Here is a 20520-nt window from a genome sequence, read left to right as displayed (position 1 = left end):
TCCCGTCGAGCTGTTCGGCGGGGTGCGCTTCCCCGCCATCGGCGAACTGCCGTATCTGCTGACCCTCGCGGGCCACGGCTTCTACTGGTTCCGGCTCACCCGAGTCGCATCCCGCATCGGCCGACGACTGTGAGCGTGTGCCGGCGAGAGGAGGCGTCACCATGACGAAGACCGCATTCCTGCGCCCACGAAACGCGCCCGCCGAGCCCATGGAGTCGCTCGCCGGGCTGCTGCGCGAGTGGCTTCCGCTGCAGCGCTGGTTCGCGGGCAAGGACCGGCCCGTCACCGACCTCGGTGTGCTGTCGATGACGGAGCTCTTCCCCGGCTGTCTCCACGTGCTGGTTTACGCCGGCCACGGAGGCGTGCCCGCTCCCGGGGGCATGTCGCCGGCCGGTGACTGCTACCAACTCCTCCTCGGCGTACGGGAACAGCCCTCACCGAGGCTGGGCAAGGCGCTGATCGGCAGGGTGCTGGACGGGCGGCTGGCCGGCCTGACGGTCTACGACGCCCTCCACGACCCGCGCGCCGCCCATCTGCTCCTGGAGCGGCTGCGCCGCCCCGGCACGGCGGGCCCCCTGCGTTTCGGGTGCGACGCGTCCCAGCCGGTGCCCGCGGGACTCGTGCCGCGGCTGCTGGACGCCGAGCAGTCCAACTCCTCGCTGGTGTACGGCGACGAGTACATCCTGAAGGTGTTCCGGCGCATCCAGCCCGGAGTCAACCCGGATCTGGAGGTGCCGGGCGCGCTGGCCCGCCAGGGCTGCCACCGGGTCCCCGCCCCGGTGGCGTGGTTCCGCACCACGCATCCGTTCAAGGCGACGCTCGGCGTGCTCCAGCCGTATCTGCGCGACGCCTCCGACGGCTGGACCCTTGCCCTCGACGCGCTCGCCTCCGGTGACGACTTCACCGCACAGGCGCACGCCCTGGGCCGGGCCACGGCGGACGTCCATCTGGCGCTGTCCTCGGCCTTCCCCATCGGCCCGCCCGGGGAGAACGGGCGGACGGCGGCGGCCATGACCGAGCGGCTGACCGCCGCCGCGCACGCCGTCCCCGCGCTCCAGCCGCACGTACCGGGGCTGCGGGCCGCCTTCGCCGCACTGACCACCTGCGATGCCGGGCCGCCCGCCCAGCGCATCCACGGCGACCTGCACCTCGGGCAGGTACTGCGGGCGGGGCGCGAGTGGTTCGTCATCGACTTCGAGGGCGAGCCGTCCCGGCCGCTCTCCGAACGGCGCAGCGCCCACTCCCCCGTGCGGGACATCGCGGGAATGCTGCGCTCCTTCGACTACGCCGCCCGGCAGCGCCGTCCCTGGCGCCCGGAATGGGCGCGGCGCTGCCGTGAGGCCTACTGCGCGGGCTACGCCACCCGCGCGGGCTGGGACCCGCGCAAGAAGCACGGCCTGCTCCGCGCTTACGAGACGGACCGTGCCGTGTACGAGGTGCTGTACGAGGCCCGGCACCGACCCGACTGGCTGCCCGTACCCATGGCGGCGATCGAGCGCCTCGCCGTGAGAGGAGACTGAAGCCGTGGCCCTGCGTGACACCCCGCTTCCCGAATCGGCCGGGCCCGTCCCGTCCGACCCCGCGGCCCCGGGGGCCGCCCCCGCCCTGGACCCGACCGACCGGGGGCGCCTGCTGGCGGGCGCCCACCACGATCCGCACGCGCTGCTCGGCGCCCATCCGGTGCCCGGTGGCATCGCCTTCCGGGCCCTGCGCCCCTTCGCGCGCGAGGTGGGCGTGGTCGTCGACGGCGTGCGCACCCCGCTCGCCTCGGAGGGCGACGGACTCTTCTCCGGCGTACTCCCGCTGGACGCGATCCCCGCGTACACCCTGGCGGTCGCCTACGGGGACGACGAGCCCGTGGAGACGCACGATCCGTACCGCTTCCTGCCCGCGCTCGGCGAGTTCGACCTCCACCTGATCGGCGAGGGCCGGCACGAGGAGCTGTGGACGGCGCTCGGCGCCCATCCCATGACCCACCAGGGCGTGACCGGCACCCGCTTCACGGTGTGGGCGCCCAACGCGCAAGGGGTGCGGGTCGCCATGGACTTCACCCACTGGGACGGCACGGCGTTCCCGATGCGCTCGCTCGGTTCGTCCGGGGTGTGGGAGCTGTTCCTGCCGGGCGTCGGCGAGGGCACCTGCTACAAGTTCGAGATCCACTCCCGCTACGGCCACCTGTTCCTCAAGGCCGACCCGATGGCGCGGCGCACGGAGGCACCGCCGAACACGGCGTCCGTCGTGACGGCCTCGCACTACGAGTGGGGCGACGCCGAGTGGTTCGCCCGGCGGGCCGCGACGCCCGTGCACGAGGCCCCGTTCTCGGTGTACGAGGTGCACCTGCCGTCGTGGCGGCCGGGACTGACGTACCGCGAGCTCGCCGAGGTACTGCCCGCGTACGTCAGGGACCTGGGCTTCACCCATGTGGAGCTGATGCCGGTCGCCGAGCATCCGTTCGGCCCGTCCTGGGGCTACCAGGTCACCGGGTTCTACGCGCCGACCGCCCGGCTCGGTCCGCCCGACGACTTCAAGTACCTGATCGACGCCCTGCACCGGGCCGGCATCGGTGTGATCATGGACTGGGTGCCGGCGCACTTCCCCAAGGACGACTGGGCGCTGGCCCGGTTCGACGGGGACCCGCTGTACGAGCCCGGGGACTCCCGGCGCGCGGAACACCCCGACTGGGGGACGTACACCTTCGACTTCGCCCGCACCGAGGTGCGCAACTTCCTGGTCGCGAACGCCGTGTACTGGTGCCAGGAGTTCCACATCGACGGGCTGCGGGTGGACGCGGTCGCCTCCATGCTCTACCTGGACTACTCGCGCGAGGACGGCGGGTGGGAGCCCAACGCGTACGGCGGCCGGGAGGATCTGGCGGCGATGGCGTTCCTGCAGGAGATGAACGCCACCGTGTACCGGCGCTGCCCGGGTGTGCTGACGATCGCCGAGGAGTCGACGGCGTGGGGCGGGGTGACCCGGCCCACCGACACCGGCGGCCTCGGCTTCGGGCTGAAGTGGAACATGGGCTGGATGCACGACACGCTGGAGTACGTCTCCCACGAGCCGGTGCACCGCAAGTACCACCACCACGACATGACCTTCGCGATGGTGTACGCCTACAGCGAGAACTACGTGCTGCCCATCTCGCACGACGAGGTGGTGCACGGCAAGCAGGCGCTGGTGTCGAAGGTGCCGGGCGACTGGTGGCAGCGGCGCGCCACCGTCCGTGCCTACCTCGGCTTCATGTGGGCCCATCCCGGCAAGCAACTGCTGTTCATGGGGCAGGAGTTCGCGCAGGGCGCCGAGTGGTCCGAGCGGCAGGGGCCGGAATGGTGGCTGCTCGACGACGGGTACCACTCCGCGGGGGACCACCGCGGGGTGCGGGACCTGGTCCGCGATCTCAACGCGCGCTACCGGGCGACCCCGGCGCTGTGGCAGCGCGACACCGACCCGTCCGGTTTCCGGTGGGTGTCGGTCGACGCCGCCGACGACAATGTCTTCGCGTTCCTGCGGTACGACGCGGCGGGCCGGCCGCTGCTCGCGGTGTCGAACTTCTCCCCCGTGGTCCGGCACGACTACGTGCTCGATGCCGGGGACGACGTGGCCGCCTGGCAGGAGATCCTCAACACCGATGCCGCGCACTACGGCGGTGGGGACCTCACGCACCCGGATCCGGTCAAGCCCGAGGACGGCCGCGTCCGGCTCACGCTGCCGCCGCTCGCCACGGTGTGGCTGACACCGATCGATCTGTGAGGCCCGGCGACTCCGTCAGGTGTCCGACGCCCCGGGCGGGGCATTCGGGGTCGTACGACCGAGGACATCTCGGCGTCGTCGCGGCGATTCACAGAAGGGCGGCAGTACGTGCGCACTGTCGGAGTGGAGGAAGAGCTCCTCCTGGTCGATCCGGAGACGGGTGAACCGAGGGCGATGTCCGCGGCGGTACTCGCGCGGGCCGCCCGGGAGGACGCGGACCAGGACGTCTTCGAGAAGGAACTGCACGAGCAGATGCTGGAGTTCGCCACGCATCCGCAGTCCTCCATGGAGAGCCTGCACGCGGAGATCGTCCGCTGCCGCAAGGAGGCCGCCGGTCATGCCGGGAAGATCGGCTGCACCGTCGCGGCGCTCGCGACCTCGCCGCTGCCGGTCAGCCCGGCCATCGGCGTCAACCAGCGGTACCAGTGGATGGAGGAGCAGTACGGCATAGCCACCCGGGAACAACTCGTCCTGGGCTGCCACGTCCATGTCTCCGTCGAGTCCGACGAGGAGGGCGTCGGCGTCGTGGACCGGCTGCGGCCCTGGTTGTCGGTGCTGGCGGCGCTCAGCGCCAACTCGCCGTTCTGGCAGGGCAAGGAGACGGGATACAGCAGCTATCGCAGCCGGGTCTGGCAGCGCTGGCCGTCGGCCGGCCCGACGGAGCTCTTCGGCTCGGCCGAGCGGTACCACCGGCGGGTCGCCGACATGGTGGCCACCGGCGCCATCCTGGACGAGGCGATGGTGTACTTCGACGTGCGGCTGTCCGAGCGGTATCCCACGGTGGAACTCAGGGTCGCCGACGTCTGTCTGCACGCGGAGACCGCGGGGTTGATCGCCACCCTCGCCCGCGCCCTGGTGGACACCGCGGCACGCGAGTGGAAGGCCGGCCGGGAGCCGCTGGACCCCGGTGTGAGCCTGCTCCGGCTGGCCGCCTGGCAGGCGGCCCGCTCCGGACTGACGGGCGAACTGCTCCACCCCGAGACCATGCGCCGCATGCCCGCCGACGCGGTCGTACGCACCCTGCTCGACCACGTCGCCGAGTCACTGGAGGCCAACGGGGACCTGGAGCGCGCCCGCGAGGGCTGCGCGCGGCTGCTCCGCGACGGCAACGGGGCCCAGGTCCAGCGGGGCTTGATGCAGCGCACGGAAAGCCTGAGAGAGGTCGTCACGGAGTGCGTACGGCATACCCAGTCGTAGGCCGTGGTGGGGTCAGAAGATCAGGATCAGGGCGTAGACCAGGAAGAACGCCGCGATCAGGACCACGAGGGCGAGGATCACGGCCAGCGGGCCCTTGGCCCACCCCTTGGTCGGGTTGTGGGTCTCCCGGGGACCGGCCTCGGGCATGCTGCTCTCCGCGGGCGGGGTCTCGCCCGGGGGGACGCCGCCGCCCGGTTCCAGGCCGGTGCTGCGTTCCGGTTCGGGATCTGGACTGATGTGGTTCATACGGTACGGGTCCCCGAAAGCGCCGAGATCATCAGTGCGGACACACTTGTCTCGATCCCGGCGCGGGGGTGCTCCGGCTCGGCTACATTCAGGCACCGCCGGTGACCCTGCATCACCGGCCGAGTCACAGCCCGTACATGTCAGGAGCAGTGCATGCGCGACCCCGCTCTCGCTCCCCCGTCCGCCGCGCCCCTGACCGGCGGCCTCGCCGACAGCCTCTTCGCGACGGCGGCCGAGAGCCCCACGCTGCCGATGCTCGCCCGCCGCACCGGCCCGTCCTCCTCCGTCTGGGAGGAGGTCACCGCCGTGGAGTTCCGCGACGAGGTCGTGGACCTGGCCAAGGGCCTGATCGCGTGCGGGATCTCGACGGGCATGCGGGTGGCGATCATGGCGCGCACCCGCTACGAGTGGACCGCTCTGTGCCACGCCCTGTGGACGGTGGGCGCCGAGGTCGTGCCGATCCATCCGACGTCCTCGCGCGAACAGGTGGAGTGGATCCTGAGGGACTCCGGCTGTGTGGCCGTGCTGGTGGAGGACGAGCAGGGCGTGATGACCGTCGGGTCCGTGTGCGCCGCGCTGCCGCGGCTGCGGCATGTCTGGCAACTGGACGCGGGCGCGCTCGACCAGTTGGTGGCACGCGGTGAGTACATCCCGCCGGCGACGGTCGACTCGATGCGCCGGATCGCGCTGCCGGACTCCACGGCCGTCATCGCCTACACCTCCGGCACCTCGGGCCGCCCGATGGGGTGCGCCCTGAGCCACCGCGGTCTGGCCTTCATCTGCGACACCCTGCTGGCGGGCTGGGGCCACACGGCGGCGGAGCCGGGAGAGCAGGGCTCCGTCCTCGCCTTCCTGCCCTTCTCCCATGTGTACGGTCTGATGGTCCAGGGTCTGTGCGTGCGCGGCGGTCTGCTGATGGGACATGAACCGGACATCAGCGGGGAGGCCCTGTACGCGGCCCTGCGCACCTTCCGGCCCACCTATCTGTACGCCGTCCCCTCGCTGCTGGAGAAGATCTACAAGAACTTCCTGCGCGCGGCGCAGCAGGCGGGCCGCGGTGCCCTGTTCGAGCGGGCCGCCGGCACGGCCCGGGATTTCGCCGAAGCCGTGGAGCGGCAGCGGCTGGGCCGGGGCTCGGGTCCGGGACTCGACCTGCGGTTGCAGCACGCCCTGTACGAGCGCACCGTCTACCGGAAGCTGCGGGCGGCGCTGGGCGGCCGGGTGCGCCGCGCCACGTCGGGAGGTTCGCCGCTCAGCCGCGACCTCTCCCTCTTCTACGAGGGCATCGGCATCTACGTGCACGACGGCTACGGACTCACCGAGACCAGCGGCGGGGTGACGATGCAGCCGTTCGGTCGGGAGAAGTCCGGCACCGTCGGACAGCCGTTGCCGGGCACCGAGATCCGGGTGGCCGACGACGGCGAGATCCTGGTGCGCGGGCCGTCGGTGTTCCAGGGATACGTGGGCGACGAGGCCGCCACCCGGGCCGCGCTGAGCGGCGGCTGGCTGGCCACGGGGGATCTCGGCCGGCTGGACTCCGAGGGCTACCTCACGATCACCGGCCGCAAGAAGGACGTCATCATCACCAGCAGCGGCATGAGCGTGGCCCCGGCGGCCCTGGAGCAGCGGCTGCGGATGCATCCGCTCGTCCACCAGGCCGTGGTCGTGGGCGACAACCGGCCCTGTGTGGGGGCCCTGATCACGCTGGACCCCGAGTTCCTGGCCCATTGGCGGGCGGCGCTGTCGCTGTCCGGCGACGCCCCGACCCGGGAGGCGCGGGAGGAGAACGCGCTGCGTGAGGAGATCGCGCGGGCGGTCGCCGCGGCCAACAGCAGCGTGTCGCGCTCCGAGTCGATCCGGGTGTTCCGGGTGCTGCCCAAGCCGTTCGACGTGTCCAACGGGCTGCTGACGCCGTCGATGAAGCTGCGCCGGGACGCGATAGTGCGGCACTACGCGCTGGAGATCGACGCGATGTACCAGTCGCGGACGCGCGCGGGCCGGGCACGGGCCGTGGAGGAGCCGTCGGGCTGGGACGACGCGGACACCGTGTTCCGCTGACCGCCCGGACGCCTCGCGGTCCGTGATGTGTTTGTCACCGACCGGGCACGGGCAGGCGGGCGCGTAGGCTCCGGCCGCACGGGAACCCACAGATCGAGGGGATGCAGAGGAAAGCACTACTGCCCCGCGTCGGCGGGGCCGGGAAGGCGAGATGGCACCCGAGTCGCGTAGGGACAGGACACTGGCTGCCGAGGAGATCACGACCCGCGTCGCCAGCTTCCCAGGGAAGCTGCACGACGTGACGGACGCACGCCTGGTCGCGGAGGAGTTCCTCTTCGACCTCGCCCGGGTGTCGGCGCCGTCGGCTCCGGAACACTGGGACGACATACTCCTGGTGGTCACGGAACTGGCCGCCAACGCGGTGCAGTACGCGCCGGGCCCCTTCCAGCTGCGTCTGCGCAGAACCTTCGACGGGGTGCACGTGGTGATGCACGACACCAGCACCACCGAGCCGGCCCCGCGGCCCTTCCATCCGAACCGCGGCGCCGGGGGCATCGGCTGGCATCTGATCCACACGCTGTGCGATCAGGTCAGTGTCGTCGGCAACGCCGACGGCAAGGACATCCACGTCTTCCTGCCCTGGTGAGCCGTCAGCCCCGGCGGGCACCGGGTGCGGGCTCGTCACGCAGGGGGACCAGCACGCTGATCGTCTTGCCGCCTCCGGGGCGCCTGCGGATGTCGATGTCCCGCGCCAGTTCGATCACGAGAGGCCAGCCGTAACCGCTGCCCTGGTGCGCGACCGGCAGGGAAACGCCGGCGGCCTCCGGAATGACGTCGCTGTGGTCGTGGACGGCGATGCGTACGCCCTCTTCCGTCGTCCAGGCGTCGAAGCCGGCCAGCCCGGCGCCGTGCCGGATCGCGTTGGTGACGAGCTCCGAGACGACGAGCGAGAGGTCGATCATGTCCCGGTGGTGCGGCGTACGGCCCTCGGACTCCCACCGCGCGCGCACCGTCGCCTCGGCGTGCGCCCGGGCGCCGGCCGCACTGTCCACCCCCGTGCCCGGCGCCCGCCGCGTCGACGTGGCGTTCACCCGGTGGCGCTCTCACGCGGCGGCAGCCGGTGGTAATAGTCACCGACGGCGGTGAGGTAGGCGGGGTCCATGGTCTCGCTGTCGGTCCGGAACCGGGGCGCCTCCTTCACCTCGGCCCTGGTGCAGGACACCGTCAGCCTCCGCTCCGCGGCGTCGACGGCCTCGACGACGCCGACCGGCACCAGCAGGCTCCGGCCGAACACCCACACTCCGGTGTCCACGACGAGGTGCCGCATGCCGTGGTGGTCGGCCTGCCGGTCCACATGGCCGATGGTGCCGTCCCTCGCGACGACGGTGTAGCCCGTCAGTTCCCGGCCCTGGACCTGGCCCAGTTCCGGCGCGTACGACCAAATGCTGTCGATGGGCACTGTTCCCTGCCTCCTCCCTGCTCCTCAGCAGCCAATACCCGGCAGGGGCGGGTGCATTCGAAAGGATTGACCAAAAACGCGCCGCGTTTCTCCGGCACCTGTCTCCCGGGCGGGGTCCGCTTTGTCGCTCACCCGCCACGTGGGTTAGCCTTCGGCGTATTTTCTCATCACGCAGATCCGTGAACTGCGGAAATGCACGCTGACTCTGCCGGAACGAGGGTGCGCATGACCAGCAAGAGCACCGTTGCGACCGACGCGGCGCCGGGGGACCAGGAGCTGAGGCAGCTCCTGGCGGGGCTGACGGCCGTACGGGACGGGGACTTCGGCACCCGGCTGCCCGACGGCGCGGACGGCCTCATGGGGGACATCGCCAAGGTCTTCAACGGCATGGTGGACCAGTTGTCGGTGTTCACCTCCGAGGTCACGCGCGTGGCCCGCGAGGTCGGCACCGAAGGGGCGCTGGGCGGGCAGGCGCAGGTGCCGGGGGTCTCGGGCACCTGGGCCGACCTGACGGACTCGGTGAACGCCATGGCGGGCAACCTGACCGCACAGGTCCGCAACGTCGCCCAGGTGACGACGGCGGTCGCCCGGGGCGATCTGTCGCAGAAGATCACCGTGGACGCCCGCGGCGAGATCCTCGAACTCAAGAACACCATCAACACGATGGTCGACCAGCTCTCCGCCTTCGCCGACGAGGTCACCCGCGTCGCCCGCGAGGTCGGCACCGAAGGCCGGCTCGGCGGCCAGGCCGACGTGCAGGGGGTGAAGGGCACCTGGCGCGATCTCACGCACTCGGTGAACTTCATGGCCGGCAACCTCACCGGCCAGGTGCGCAACATCGCGCTGGTGGCGACGGCCGTCGCCAAGGGCGATCTGTCGCAGAAGATCACCGTGGACGCCCGCGGCGAGATCCTCGAACTCAAGAACACCATCAACACGATGGTCGACCAGCTCTCCGCCTTCGCCGACGAGGTCACCCGCGTCGCCCGCGAGGTCGGCACCGAAGGCCGGCTCGGCGGCCAGGCCCAGGTGCGGGGTGTGTCGGGCACCTGGAAGGACCTCACGGACAACGTCAACGTGATGGCGTCCAACCTGACCGGTCAGGTCCGCTCCATCGCCCAGGTCGCGTCCGCCGTGGGCCGGGGCGACCTGTCGCAGCGGATCAGGGTCGAGGCGGCGGGCGAGGTCGCGGCGCTGGCCGACGTCATCAACACCATGGTCGACACGCTGTCGGCCTTCGCCGACGAGGTCACCCGCGTCGCCCGCGAGGTCGGCACCGAGGGACGCCTCGGCGGCCAGGCGCACGTGCCCCACGTCGCGGGAACGTGGAGGGACCTCACCGACAACGTCAACTCCATGGCCAACAACCTCACCGGCCAGGTGCGCAACATCGCGCTGGTGACGACCGCCGTGGCCCGGGGCGATCTGTCGAAGAAGATCGACGTCGACGCGCGCGGCGAGATCCTGGAGCTGAAGACGACCATCAACACGATGGTCGACCAGCTCTCCGCCTTCGCCGACGAGGTCACCCGCGTCGCCCGCGAGGTCGGCACCGAAGGCCGGCTCGGCGGGCAGGCGGAGGTCGAGGGCGTCTCCGGCACCTGGAAGCGGCTCACGGAGAACGTCAACGAGCTGGCGGGCAACCTCACCCGGCAGGTCCGGGCGATCGCCGAGGTCACGAGCGCCGTCGCCGAGGGCGACCTGACCCGGTCCGTCAACGTGGAGGCCTCCGGTGAGGTGGCCGAGCTCAAGGACAACATCAACGCGATGGTGGAGTCCCTGCGCGAGACCACCCGGGCCAACCAGGAGCAGGACTGGCTCAAGACCAACCTCGCCCGGGTCTCCGGCCTGATGCAGGGACACCGGGACCTGCCCGTGGTCGCCGAGCTGATCATGGACGAGCTGGTGCCCCTGGTGGCGGCCCAGTACGGCGCCTTCTATCTCGCGGAGGACGGCGAGAGCGGCCCCGAGCTGCGGCTCGTCGGCTCCTACGGTTACCCCGACGACGACGGCGGCCGGCCCACGCGCATCGCCTTCGGCCGCACCCTGGTCGGCCAGGCCGCGCGCAGCCGCCGCACCATCGTGGTGGACGAACTGCCGCCCGACTACGTGACCATCTCCTCCGGGCTCGGCCAGGTGGTGCCGACCGCGCTGGTGCTGCTGCCCATCGTGGTCGAGGGCCAGGTCCTCGGCGTCATCGAGCTGGCGTCGGTGACCCCGTTCACCCAGATCCACCGGGACTTCCTGGCCCAGCTGATGGAGACCATCGGCGTCAACGTCAACACCATCGTGGCCAACGCCCGTACCGACGAACTGCTGGTCGAGTCGCAGCGGCTCACCGCCGAACTGCAGGAACGCTCGGCGGAGTTGCAGTCCCAGCAGGAGGAACTGCAGCACTCCAACGCCGAGCTGGAGGACAAGGCGGCGCTGCTCGCGGCGCAGAACCGGGACATCGAGGCGAAGAACCTGCAGATCGAGCAGGCCCGGCAGGAACTGGAGGCACGCGCCCAGCAGTTGTCGCTGGCCTCGAAGTACAAGTCGGAATTCCTGGCCAACATGAGTCATGAGCTGCGCACCCCGCTGAACAGCCTGCTCATCCTGGCGCAGTTGCTCGCCCAGAACCCCTCGCGCAACCTCAGCCCGAAGCAGGTCGAGTACGCGCAGATCATCCACTCGGCGGGCTCCGACCTGCTGCAGCTGATCAACGACATCCTCGACCTGTCCAAGGTCGAGGCCGGGAAGATGGACGTCAGCCCCGAGCGGGTGGAGCTGCGCCGGCTCATCGAGTACGTCGAGGCCACCTTCCGGCCCATGACGATGCAGAGGAGCCTGGACTTCACGGTGACGACGGCGCCGGGCGCGCCGGCGGACCTGCTCACCGACGACTCCCGGCTGCGGCAGGTGCTGCGCAATCTGCTGTCCAACGCGGTCAAGTTCACCGAACGGGGCCGCGTGGAGCTGCGGATCGAACCCGCGCCGGACGACGAGGTGCCCGCCGGTGTGCTGCGGGGCGGGCCCGTGGTGGCCTTCCGGGTGCAGGACACCGGTGTGGGCATTCCGGAGCAGCATCTGGAGTCGATCTTCGGCGCCTTCCAGCAGGCGGACGGCACGACGAGCCGCAAGTACGGGGGCACGGGGCTCGGCCTGTCGATCACCCGGGAGATCGCTCATCTGCTCGGCGGGGCGGTCACGGTGGACAGCGTCGCGGGTCAGGGCAGCACCTTCACGCTGTTCCTGCCCGTGGCCCGGCCGGAGTTCGAGGCGCTGCTGCGGCCCGCCCCGGTCGTGGACCGGGCTCCGGACGGGGTCGTCCCGCAGGTGCCGTCCGGGCAGCCGGCGATCGAGGCGGGAGCGGGGTCCGGGCAGCGTCCGCGGCGCCTGCTGGTCGTGGAGGAGCGGCCCCGGGGTCTGCTGACCCTGGTCGCGGAGAGCGTGGTCCAGGACGTCACGCACGGCCGGGGCGACGGTCCCTCCCGGCCGCCGGTCGACATCATCACCGCCGTCGGCGCCCAGGAGGCGGCCGGTGCGCTGGCCGCCGATCCCTGCCACTGCGTGGTGCTGGAGCTCGGCATGGCCCAGGAGGAGGTCACCCGGTTCCTGGAGGCGCTGCGGGGCGACTCCGCCCTGGCGAGCGTGCCGGTGCTGGTGCACAGCGGGCACCGGGCCGACGCGGCGCTGGAGGAGGCCCTGCGCTCCAGCTCCGTGGGCACGGCGCTGGAGTTCCTGTCCAGCCTCGACGAGCTGCGCGAACGCATCGCCCTGCATCTCGCCGCGGAGGAGCCCGGCGACGTGCTGTCGCTGGTGCGCACGGACGAGACGCAGCGACCGGCCCCGCAGACCCTCGTGGACGGCTCGTTCTCCGGCCGTACCGTCCTCGTCGTCGACGACGACGCGCGGAACCTCTTCGCGCTCAGCGGGATCCTGGAACTGCACGGCTTCCGCGTGCTGCACGCGGAGGACGGCCGCAAGGGCATCGAGAGACTCGTGGACAACCCGGACGTGGCGCTCGTGCTGATGGACGTGATGATGCCCGAGCTGGACGGCTACGCGGCCACGGCCGAGATCCGCTCCATGCCGCAGTACGCCGAACTGCCGATCATCGCCGTCACCGCGAAGGCGATGCCCGGGGACCGGGAGAAGAGTCTCGCCTCGGGGGCCAGCGACTACGTCACCAAGCCGGTCGACGCCCAGGACCTGATCGCCTGCGTCCGCCGCTGGCTGCCGGCATGAGCGCCGGGGAGCGTGTGAACGAGCCGTGGCGCGGTGAGGCGCGCCTCGAGCGTCCCCCGGCCGGGCCCGCCGGGGTGTCCGCCGACTCGCCCGTGGGCAGGCTGGCGGCCACCGTGGACCGGCTCAGCCGTGAGGTCCGGGCCGCACAGGCCGAGGCCGAGGGGCGGGCGCTGATCGAACTCGCCAAGGGCATCCTGGTCGAACGGCTGGGGTGCGGTCCCGCGCAGGCCGCGCGCCAGCTCGCCGAGCTGACCGAGCAGGCCGGGACGAACCCGCTGGAGTTCGCGGTCGAGGTCATCAACCAGGCCGCCCGGGACCGGATGTCGGAGGTGACGGACGCCTTCCTGGCGGCCACCCGGGCCGCGGAGGAGGCGGGCTCGGAGCCGGCCGCCGTACGGCTGCGCGCGGCCGAGAGCGGGGCGCTGGCGGCCTCCGACACGCAGGCCGTGGCCGAGTCCCTGCTCGATCAGGCGCTGCGCCCGCTGGGCGCGGTGGCCGTCGCGATCTGGGCGGCCGGCGCCGACGGGTCGCTCACCCTGGCGGGCAGCGCCGGGTTCTCCCCGGCCGAGGCGGCGCGCTGGTACTACGTGCCGCCGGACGTGGCGACGGTGGCACGGTGCGGCCTCGAGGAGCGCGAGGGCCTGTGGATCACGTCGCTGGCCGACCGGGGCCTGCCCAGTGTCGGCCGGCACCATCACCCCCAAGGCGGCAGGGCGGCCGTGCCCGCCGGTACCGGGGGGCGCGTGTACGGCGTCCTGGAGATCGTCTGGCCCGTGCCGCTGCCCCCGCAGCCGCCGCAGATCGTCCGTCAGGTGGAGGCGCTGGCCGAGCTGTGCGCGCACACCCTGGAGACGTACACGGTGCCGGGCGACCCGGCCCACCGGCCGCGGGTGCTGCCGGACGCCGCGGAGCTCATGGACCTGGCCGACGGGCTGTACGACCCGGCGCTCGTCCTCGTGCCGCACCTGGACGTCGCCGGGAATCTGGTGGACTTCCGCATCCAGCACGTCAACGGCCGTTTCCTGGACCCGGCGGGCCGCCCGCGCGCCATGGTCAGCGGAGCGCTGCTGCTGGAGGCGTATCCGATGGCCGCCGGGGACAGCGAGCTGTTCCAGCGGATCGAGCGGGTGTACGCCACGGGTGAGCCGTTCCGGGCGCGCCGCATGAACCTGATGGCCCTCGTCGACCAGGTGCCGCTGGCGTCGGTCGCGGACATCAGCGTCAGCCGGCACGGCGCGGGCATCCTGTTGATCTGGCGCATCGAGGACGAGACGGCCCGCCTGGCGAGCCTGCTCCAGCACGCCCAGCGGCTCGGCCGGATCGGCGGTTTCGAGGAGAACCTGCTGACCGGTGAGATCACCTGGAACGGGCAGCTGTTCGACCTCTACGGACGTCCGCCGTCGAGCCCTCCGGTGCCGCTGGAGGAGCTGCCCGCGCACGCCCACCCGGACGACGCGGTCACCATCGGCCGCTTCCTGCGCACGCTGCTGCACCACCGGCGGCCGGCCTCGGCGGCCTTCCGGCTGCAACGGCCCGACGGGGTGACCCGGCACATCCGGGTCGTCGCCGAGCCGGTGCTGGACACCGACGGCCGGCTGCTCACCACCCGCGGCGCCTATCAGGACATCTCGGCCCAGCACTGGACGGAGGTGGCGCTGGCGGCCACCCGCGACCAGCTGGCCCACACCGAGCAGCACGCCAGCGAACGCGACCGGCTGGCGCTGCAGTTGCAGCGCGCCATCATGCCGCCCGCCCAGGCGCCGTTGCAGGTGCCCGACCTCGACGTGGCCGTCCGCTACCGGCCCGCGGAGGCCGAGCAGCTGGTGGGCGGCGACTGGTACGACGCCGTGGTGCTGCCGTCCCGGATGGTGCTGCTGTGCGTGGGCGACGTCGCCGGTCACGGCATAGAGGCGGCGACCAGCATGGTGGTCCTGCGCAACGCGCTGCGCGGTCTCGCCGTCACCGGGGCGGGCCCCGGGCAGCTGCTGTCGTGGCTGAACATCGTGGCGCACCATCTGACGGGCGGCGTCACCGCCACCGCGGTCTGCGGCCTGTACGACCCGGCCTCGCGCACGCTGCGGTGGGCCCGGGCGGGCCATCTGCCGCCGGTGCTGGTGCGGGGGTCCGAGGCCACTCCGCTGCCGCTGGTGCGCGGGCTGCTGCTCGGTGCCGTACCGGAGGCGTCGTACGAGGAGGCGGAGGTGCGGCTGGCGGCCGAGGACAACCTGTTGATGTACACGGACGGTCTGATCGAGCGCCGGGACCGCTCCGTGGAGGAGTCCCTGACGCATCTGCTCACCACCGCCGCCACGGTCCCGGGCACGCTCGACCAGCGGCTGGACCGGCTGCTCACGTACAGCAAGTCGGACACGGACGACGACACCTGCATCGTGGGCATCCGGGTCGGCTGAGAGGAGAAGTCCCGTCGCGGGCGCGGCTGAGGCATGACCGGGCGAATCGGGGGTACGCGCGGCTGCGCGACGAAGAGCTTGATCACCTTGTTGGAGGTACTCGTGCCCATTGCCCAGGACCCGCTGTCCGTAGAGGTGACGCTGCCACGTGAGGACGTGGCCCTTCTCACGGTGGAGGGGTATTTGGACGTCGACACGGCGACCGAGTTCCAGCACCACCTGGCGAACCAGCTCCATCACGGCCGCCGGCACTTCCTGCTCGACCTGTCGGCGGTCCCCTTCATGGACTCGTCCGGTATGAACATCATCCTGCGGGTGTATCAGGAGGCGCGGGAGCTGCCGGGGAGCGTGCACATCATCTCCCCCGCCCCCGCGGTGCGCCGCATCCTGGACCTGACGGGCGTGAGCATCACCGTCCCCGTCTCGGAGAGCGCCGACGAGGCGCTGGAGCGCGTCGACCGGCTGCCGGGGGCCCCGGCCGAACCGGAAGCCTGAGCACGACGCGCACTCTCGCGCCCGGGAGGAACCCGGTGCGACGCAACCACGACGAGGAGAACACAAGGTGCCGGAGCACGAAGCGGCCGGATCACCCGGAACACCCACGCACGCGGTCAGGGACTTCCTGCGGCGCCGACGCGAGCAGATCGCCCAGCGGTGGGCGGACGAGCCCCTGTTCCGTACGGTGTTCACGGTCTCGCGCGACGAGGCGGTGGAGGCGGGCAAGGTGGTCGTCGACGCGCTGGCCCAGGTGGCCGACGCGCAGCGGGTCGAGGACCCGGACGCCGCGGGCTTCACCGGTGTGCGCGAGCAGCTGGCGCGGATGGGGGCGGCCCGCTCCCGCGCGGGGCTGTCCACCACCCAGGTGTCGAGCGAGCTGGCCGCGCTGTTGCCGCCGGTGGACAACCTGCTGGTGGCCGATCTGGAGGGGGAGACGCCCGAGCGGCTGCGGGAGTGCACGACGACGCTCAGCGTGCTGCTGGGCACGCTGCGTCTGGTGGCCATGCAGACGGCGCTGAGCGAGGTGCAGGCCCTCATCGACCGGCAGCGGCTCCAGCTGCTGGAGGTGGCGACGCCGGTGATCAAGCTCTGGGACGGCATCGTGGCGGTCCCGCTGATCGGGACGCTGGACAGCGCCCGCAGCCAGGGGGTGATGGAGACCCTGCTGAACGCGGTCGTCGACCAGCACGCCCGGTTCGCGATCCTCGACATCACCGGTGTGCCGACCGTCGACTCACTGGTGGCACAGCACCTGATGAAGACGGTCGCCGCGGCCCGGCTGATGGGCGCGGAGTGCGTGGTGTCCGGTATCCGTCCGGCGATAGCGCAGACCATCGTGCATCTGGGTCTGGACCTCGGCACGGTGAAGACCCGTGCGAGCCTCGCCGACGCGCTCGGGTACTGCCTGCACGAGCTGGGGGCGAACATCGTGAACGTGACGCCCGACGGTGCGGGCCACCGGTGAGCGAGGAGTTCTCCCGCCCGGTCGCGGGACATGTGCCGGTCCTCAGGCTCGGCGACGTGCTGCTGGTCACCCTTCAGGGGGACCTGCACGACAGCACGGCGCACCGGCTTCAGCAGGACCTGTCGGAGACCATCGCCCGCAGCGGGGTCGGTGGTGTGGTCATCGACATCTCCGGGGTGGAGATCGTCGACTCCTTCCTCGGGCGGGTGCTGGCCGAGATCGCGGCCCAGACCGAACTGCTGGCCGCGCGGACCGTGGTGGCCGGTATGCGGCCGGCGGTCGCCATCACCCTGGTGGAGCTGGGCCTGACGCTGCCGGGGCTGCGGACCGCGCTCACCACCGAGGCGGCCATGGAGCTTCTCGCACAGCCCGTCGTGTCGTCCCGTTCCGGCGGCAGGCGCGAGGAGAGTCCGTGATGCACACCGCCGCGGGCGTCGAGGCCCGCCTGCCCATCCGGTCGGACATGGACCTGGTGTGGGTGCGTCAGCATGTGCGGCAGGCCGCCGCCCTGCTCGGCTTCGGCCTGGTGGACCAGACGAAGCTGGTGACCGCCGCCAGCGAGCTGGCGCGCAACACCCTGGTGCACGGCGGCGGCGGCCGGATGGAGGCGGCGCACGTCACCACCACCGGCGGGATCGACGGTCTGCGGCTGACCTTCAGCGACTCGGGACCGGGCATCGTGGACCTCGACCGTGCGCTGAGCGACGGCTACACCTCCGGCGGCGGGCTGGGGATGGGGCTGGGCGGCGCGCGGCGCCTGGTGCACGACTTCGCGGTCGACAGCGCGCCGGGGTCGGGGACCACGGTGCGGGTGACCTCGTGGGTGTCCCGGCCGCCGCGTCCGCGCGAGGGCGTCTGATGCCCCGGGTCTGGGACGTGCCGGTGCAGGACTCGACCCGGGTGCGTGATGTCCGGGTCGCGGCGGAGGACGCCGCGGCCCTGGCCGGGCTGGACGAGCGGCGGCTCGCGGCCGTGTCGCTGGTGGCGACCGAGCTCGCCACCAATCTCCTCAAGCACGCGCAGGCCGGTCAGGTGCTCGTCGACGTCGTGGACCCGCCCGCGGCGCGGGAGGGCCGGCCGGGGCGGGCCGTGCAGATCACCGCGATCGACCACGGGCCGGGCATCGCTCATGTGGCCGGCGCGCTGCGGGACGGGTTCTCCACGACGGGCTCGCTCGGCGCGGGCCTCGGCACGTGCCGGCGTCTCGCCGACGACTTCGACGTGCACAGCGTGTTCGGCCGGGGCACCGTGGCGGTGGCCCGCGTCGGCCCCGCCGCCGAGGAGGCGGTCCAGGGGGGCGGCGGCCCGTCGATGGCGTCCGAGGTGCGCGCCGGTGGTGTCAACGTCCCGTTCGCCGGTGCGGACTTCTCGGGTGACGCCTGGGCCTGGGTCAGGTCCGGTGACCGTCTGACGCTGATGCTGGCCGACGGTCTGGGCCACGGGAGCGAGGCGGCTCTCGCCTCGACCGCCGCGGTCGAGGCGCTGCGCCACTGGGCGCATCTCCCGCCGGCCGAGTCGCTGCGAGAGCTCCACTCGGCGCTGTCCGGCACCCGGGGCGCGGCCGTAGCCGTGGCCCAGCTCGACACCTGGGCCGGCCGGCTGCGCTTCGCGGGGATCGGCAATGTGACGGCCCGGCTGCGGGAGGGCGACCGCTGGCGGTCCCTGCTGTCCATGCCCGGCATCGTCGGGGTGCACCGGCCTCGTACCGTGCGGGAGGACGAGGTGGCCTGGTCCGCGCAGAGCCTGCTGATCGTGCACACCGACGGCCTGCCCGGCCGCTGGACGCCGCCCCCGGGCACGGGTGTGCCGCCGGCCGACCCGGCCGTGACGGCCGCCGTGGCCGTCCGGGACGCCGGCAGTCCCGCGCGCCCGGTGCGGGACGACACCGCCGTGGTCGTACTGGCCCCCGTCCCGCCGGACCGTTCATGACGCGCACATGGCAGATCCGGACGGTCACGGACGCGGCGCGCGCCCGGATCACCGTCGCACGGCTGGCCGCGGCGTACGGGGTGCCCACCGTCGAACGCGCCCGGCTGGCCGCGGCGCTCAGCGACCAGTTGCGTCAGTGCCTCACCAAGGGCGGCACCTGGGTGCTCACCCTGGACGGGCCCGGTGGGCCCGGTGCACCGGACTCACCGGGTTCGCCCCAGGAGGAAGCGACGCTGCACGCCATGCTGACGCCCTCCCCCGGGGCGGGTGCCGCCTACGGCACCCCGTGGACGGTGACCGTCCCGTGCCCCGAGCCGGGCCGGGTGGCCGACACCGGCACGGTGCCGGAGGATTCGGCCGTGCTGTCCGAGGCGTTGCTGGGCGCCGACGAGGACACGGCCGTGGTGCTGGACAAGCTCGCCGAGCAGGAGAGGCTGGTCGCCTTCCACCGGGAGGAACTGCACCAGACCAACCAGGGCGTGCTGGCGCTGCACGCCGAACTGGACGCGGCGGGACGCGCGCAGCGGGAGGCGTTCGCCGCCGAGCGCCGGGCCCGCAACGAGGCGGAGAACGCGCGCCGCAGACTGACGTTCCTCGCGGACGCGAGCGCCGCGCTGAACGCCTCCCTGAATCACGACGAGATCGTGCGCCGGCTGCCGGAGCTGCTGGTGCCGCGCTACGCCCGCGGCGTCGACGTATGGCTGTTCGACCAGGACGACGACCGGCACCGGCCGACGGCCCACCCGGCCGCGGCGGTCCGCGCGGCCCGCACCGGGCGCCCGCAGTACGCCGCCGGCCACCCCGGCGGCCTGCCCGGCGTCGACGACCGGCCGCCCTCGGCCCTGGACCCCCACCGGCCCCTGCTGTGCATCCCGTTGCTGACCCGCCGGGCGCCGCTGGGTGTGCTGACGCTGTCGCCGCCCGGCGAGCGCTGGGACCCGGACGACGCGGTCATGCTGATCGAGCTCGCCCGGCGGGCCGGCATCGCCCTCGACAACGCCCGCCGGTTCGAGCACAACCGTGACATCGCCGAGACGCTGCAACGCGCCCTGCTCACCGACCTGCCGACCAGGCCGGGCCTGAGTCTGGCCGCGCGCTATCTGCCGGCCACGCACGGGCTGAACATCGGCGGCGACTGGTACGACGCGTTCCGGCAGCGGGACGGCAGTCTGATCACCGTCATCGGCGATGTGACGGGGCACGGCCTGCACGCCGCGGTGATGATGAGCCAGCTGCGCACCGCCCTGCGGGCCTACGCCGTCGACGGCGGCAGCCCGGGCCTGCTGCTCACCCGGCTGCACGAGTTCCTGCACCATCTCCAGCCCGACCTGTTCGCCACCGCCGTCATCGCCCGGTTCCATCCGGACGAGCACACGCTGACATGGGCCGCCGCGGGTCATCCGCCGCCCGTGCTGCGGCTGCCCGACGGGCGGGTGCGCACCCTGGACGCCAAGCCGGGCGCCATGCTCGGCATCCCGCTGCAACAGGAGATCGCCGATCACACCGAGCGGCTGACACCGGGGTCGACGCTCGCGCTCTACACGGACGGGCTGGTCGAGCGGCGGGCTAAGGGCATCGACCCCGGTATCGAGCGGCTCGCCGCGGCCCTCGGTTCGTTCGGTTCCGCGGAGCTGGGCGCGGACCTCGAGGACGCGGCGGACCGGATCCTGCATCCGCTGCTGAGCGATTCCGAACGCGACGACGACGTCTGCCTGCTGCTGTGCCATCTGCACGGCTGACCGGACCCCGCGCGCGCCCGCCCGGGGCTTCCCGGTGCGTTCCGGCGCCGGTGCGGGCATCGTGGTGCTGAACAGGGGCACGCGTCAGGGGTGGATGTT

The 20520-nt window shown here is 72.4% G+C and carries 17 protein-coding genes; 14 read left to right on the top strand and 3 right to left on the bottom strand.

Going from position 1 to position 20520, the window contains the following annotated elements; genetic code table 11:
- From IE178_RS27960 to IE178_RS27945, 4 genes are all read left to right on the top strand, one after another.
- On the top strand, nucleotides 1-133 hold a 133-nt coding region (locus IE178_RS27960), incomplete at its 5' end, for an alpha-glucosidase C-terminal domain-containing protein (RefSeq protein ID WP_193514217.1).
- Nucleotides 134-161: 28 nt separating this feature from the next.
- Nucleotides 162-1520, top strand: coding sequence for a maltokinase N-terminal cap-like domain-containing protein (locus IE178_RS27955; protein WP_193514216.1), 1359 nt, complete (start codon nucleotides 162-164; stop codon nucleotides 1518-1520).
- Nucleotides 1521-1524: 4 nt separating this feature from the next.
- The gene (gene glgB, locus IE178_RS27950) at nucleotides 1525-3750 is read left to right on the top strand and encodes a 1,4-alpha-glucan branching enzyme (RefSeq protein WP_193514215.1); all 2226 of its coding nucleotides are present in this window, start codon (nucleotides 1525-1527) and stop codon (nucleotides 3748-3750) included.
- Between the two features lie 108 nt (nucleotides 3751-3858).
- Nucleotides 3859-4947, top strand: a complete 1089-nt coding sequence (locus tag IE178_RS27945) for a glutamate--cysteine ligase 2 (RefSeq protein ID WP_184761817.1) — start codon at nucleotides 3859-3861, stop codon at nucleotides 4945-4947.
- A gap of 12 nt (nucleotides 4948-4959) precedes the next feature.
- On the opposite strand, the gene IE178_RS27940 is transcribed toward IE178_RS27945, so the two are convergent.
- Nucleotides 4960-5193, bottom strand: a complete 234-nt coding sequence (locus IE178_RS27940; protein WP_184761818.1) for a DUF6480 family protein — start codon at nucleotides 5191-5193, stop codon at nucleotides 4960-4962.
- 153 nt (nucleotides 5194-5346) lie between these two features.
- Here IE178_RS27940 and IE178_RS27935 point away from each other — a divergent pair, with 153 nt between their 5' ends.
- Together IE178_RS27935 and IE178_RS27930 are read left to right on the top strand one after the other, a co-directional pair.
- Nucleotides 5347-7251: an AMP-dependent synthetase/ligase gene (locus tag IE178_RS27935; protein ID WP_193514214.1), complete on the top strand. Its 1905-nt coding sequence runs from the start codon at nucleotides 5347-5349 to the stop codon at nucleotides 7249-7251.
- A 151-nt stretch (nucleotides 7252-7402) separates the two neighbouring features.
- The gene (locus IE178_RS27930; protein ID WP_184761820.1) at nucleotides 7403-7837 is read left to right on the top strand and encodes an ATP-binding protein; all 435 of its coding nucleotides are present in this window, start codon (nucleotides 7403-7405) and stop codon (nucleotides 7835-7837) included.
- 4 nt (nucleotides 7838-7841) lie between these two features.
- Here the strand turns inward: IE178_RS27930 and IE178_RS27925 are convergent, their stop codons facing one another.
- Both IE178_RS27925 and IE178_RS27920 read right to left on the bottom strand, forming a co-directional pair.
- Nucleotides 7842-8282, bottom strand: coding sequence for an ATP-binding protein (locus IE178_RS27925; RefSeq protein WP_193514213.1), 441 nt, complete (start codon nucleotides 8280-8282; stop codon nucleotides 7842-7844).
- Entirely contained in the window at nucleotides 8279-8650 is a 372-nt protein-coding gene (locus tag IE178_RS27920) for a PRC-barrel domain-containing protein (protein ID WP_184761822.1), read from the bottom strand. Before IE178_RS27920 ends, IE178_RS27925 begins: the two co-directional genes overlap by 4 nt.
- 225 nt (nucleotides 8651-8875) lie before the next feature.
- Between IE178_RS27920 and IE178_RS27915 the strand changes: the two genes are divergently transcribed.
- The 8 genes from IE178_RS27915 (at nucleotide 8876) to IE178_RS27880 (ending at nucleotide 20421) form a co-directional block, all read left to right on the top strand.
- A complete protein-coding gene (locus IE178_RS27915; protein ID WP_193514212.1) occupies nucleotides 8876-12880 on the top strand; it encodes a HAMP domain-containing protein in 4005 nt (1334 codons plus the stop codon).
- Complete coding sequence (locus tag IE178_RS27910) at nucleotides 12877-15291, top strand: SpoIIE family protein phosphatase (protein WP_193514211.1); 2415 nt, start codon at nucleotides 12877-12879, stop codon at nucleotides 15289-15291. The genes IE178_RS27915 and IE178_RS27910 overlap by 4 nt, the downstream gene beginning before the upstream one ends.
- A 102-nt stretch (nucleotides 15292-15393) precedes the next feature.
- On the top strand, nucleotides 15394-15786 hold the full coding sequence (locus tag IE178_RS27905; protein ID WP_193514210.1) for an STAS domain-containing protein: 393 nt from the start codon (nucleotides 15394-15396) through the stop codon (nucleotides 15784-15786).
- A gap of 67 nt (nucleotides 15787-15853) precedes the next feature.
- On the top strand, nucleotides 15854-16753 hold the full coding sequence (locus IE178_RS27900) for an STAS domain-containing protein (protein WP_193514209.1): 900 nt from the start codon (nucleotides 15854-15856) through the stop codon (nucleotides 16751-16753).
- On the top strand, nucleotides 16750-17169 hold the full coding sequence (locus IE178_RS27895; protein ID WP_184761827.1) for an STAS domain-containing protein: 420 nt from the start codon (nucleotides 16750-16752) through the stop codon (nucleotides 17167-17169). Before IE178_RS27900 ends, IE178_RS27895 begins: the two co-directional genes overlap by 4 nt.
- The gene (locus tag IE178_RS27890; RefSeq protein WP_193514221.1) at nucleotides 17169-17612 is read left to right on the top strand and encodes an anti-sigma regulatory factor; all 444 of its coding nucleotides are present in this window, start codon (nucleotides 17169-17171) and stop codon (nucleotides 17610-17612) included. Before IE178_RS27895 ends, IE178_RS27890 begins: the two co-directional genes overlap by 1 nt.
- Nucleotides 17612-18682 carry an ATP-binding SpoIIE family protein phosphatase gene (locus IE178_RS27885; RefSeq protein ID WP_184761828.1) on the top strand — a complete coding sequence of 357 codons (1071 nt, stop codon included), beginning with the start codon at nucleotides 17612-17614 and terminating at the stop codon, nucleotides 18680-18682. Before IE178_RS27890 ends, IE178_RS27885 begins: the two co-directional genes overlap by 1 nt.
- The gene (locus IE178_RS27880) at nucleotides 18679-20421 is read left to right on the top strand and encodes a PP2C family protein-serine/threonine phosphatase (RefSeq protein WP_193514208.1); all 1743 of its coding nucleotides are present in this window, start codon (nucleotides 18679-18681) and stop codon (nucleotides 20419-20421) included. Before IE178_RS27885 ends, IE178_RS27880 begins: the two co-directional genes overlap by 4 nt.
- Nucleotides 20422-20520 lie beyond the last annotated feature (99 nt).

Origin of the sequence: Streptomyces griseoloalbus, assembly GCA_014650015.1 — a bacterium.
GTDB classification, from domain to species: Bacteria; Actinomycetota; Actinomycetes; order Streptomycetales; family Streptomycetaceae; genus Streptomyces; species Streptomyces griseoloalbus.
Note: the sequence above shows the minus strand (reverse complement) of the source record. Positions and strands in the feature narration are given on the sequence as shown.

What these genes read in the sequence shown, in the direction of transcription:
- IE178_RS27955 (WP_193514216.1), top strand. Translation starts at nt 162, where the DNA reads ATGACGAAGACCGCATTCCTGCGCCCACGAAACGCGCCCGCCGAGCCC.
- IE178_RS27940 (WP_184761818.1), bottom strand. Translation starts at nt 5,193, where the DNA reads ATGAACCACATCAGTCCAGATCCCGAACCGGAACGCAGCACCGGCCTG.
- IE178_RS27935 (WP_193514214.1), top strand. Translation starts at nt 5,347, where the DNA reads ATGCGCGACCCCGCTCTCGCTCCCCCGTCCGCCGCGCCCCTGACCGGC.
- IE178_RS27930 (WP_184761820.1), top strand. Translation starts at nt 7,403, where the DNA reads ATGGCACCCGAGTCGCGTAGGGACAGGACACTGGCTGCCGAGGAGATC.
- IE178_RS27915 (WP_193514212.1), top strand. Translation starts at nt 8,876, where the DNA reads ATGACCAGCAAGAGCACCGTTGCGACCGACGCGGCGCCGGGGGACCAG.
- IE178_RS27910 (WP_193514211.1), top strand. Translation starts at nt 12,877, where the DNA reads ATGAGCGCCGGGGAGCGTGTGAACGAGCCGTGGCGCGGTGAGGCGCGC.
- IE178_RS27890 (WP_193514221.1), top strand. Translation starts at nt 17,169, where the DNA reads ATGCACACCGCCGCGGGCGTCGAGGCCCGCCTGCCCATCCGGTCGGAC.
- IE178_RS27885 (WP_184761828.1), top strand. Translation starts at nt 17,612, where the DNA reads ATGCCCCGGGTCTGGGACGTGCCGGTGCAGGACTCGACCCGGGTGCGT.
- IE178_RS27880 (WP_193514208.1), top strand. Translation starts at nt 18,679, where the DNA reads ATGACGCGCACATGGCAGATCCGGACGGTCACGGACGCGGCGCGCGCC.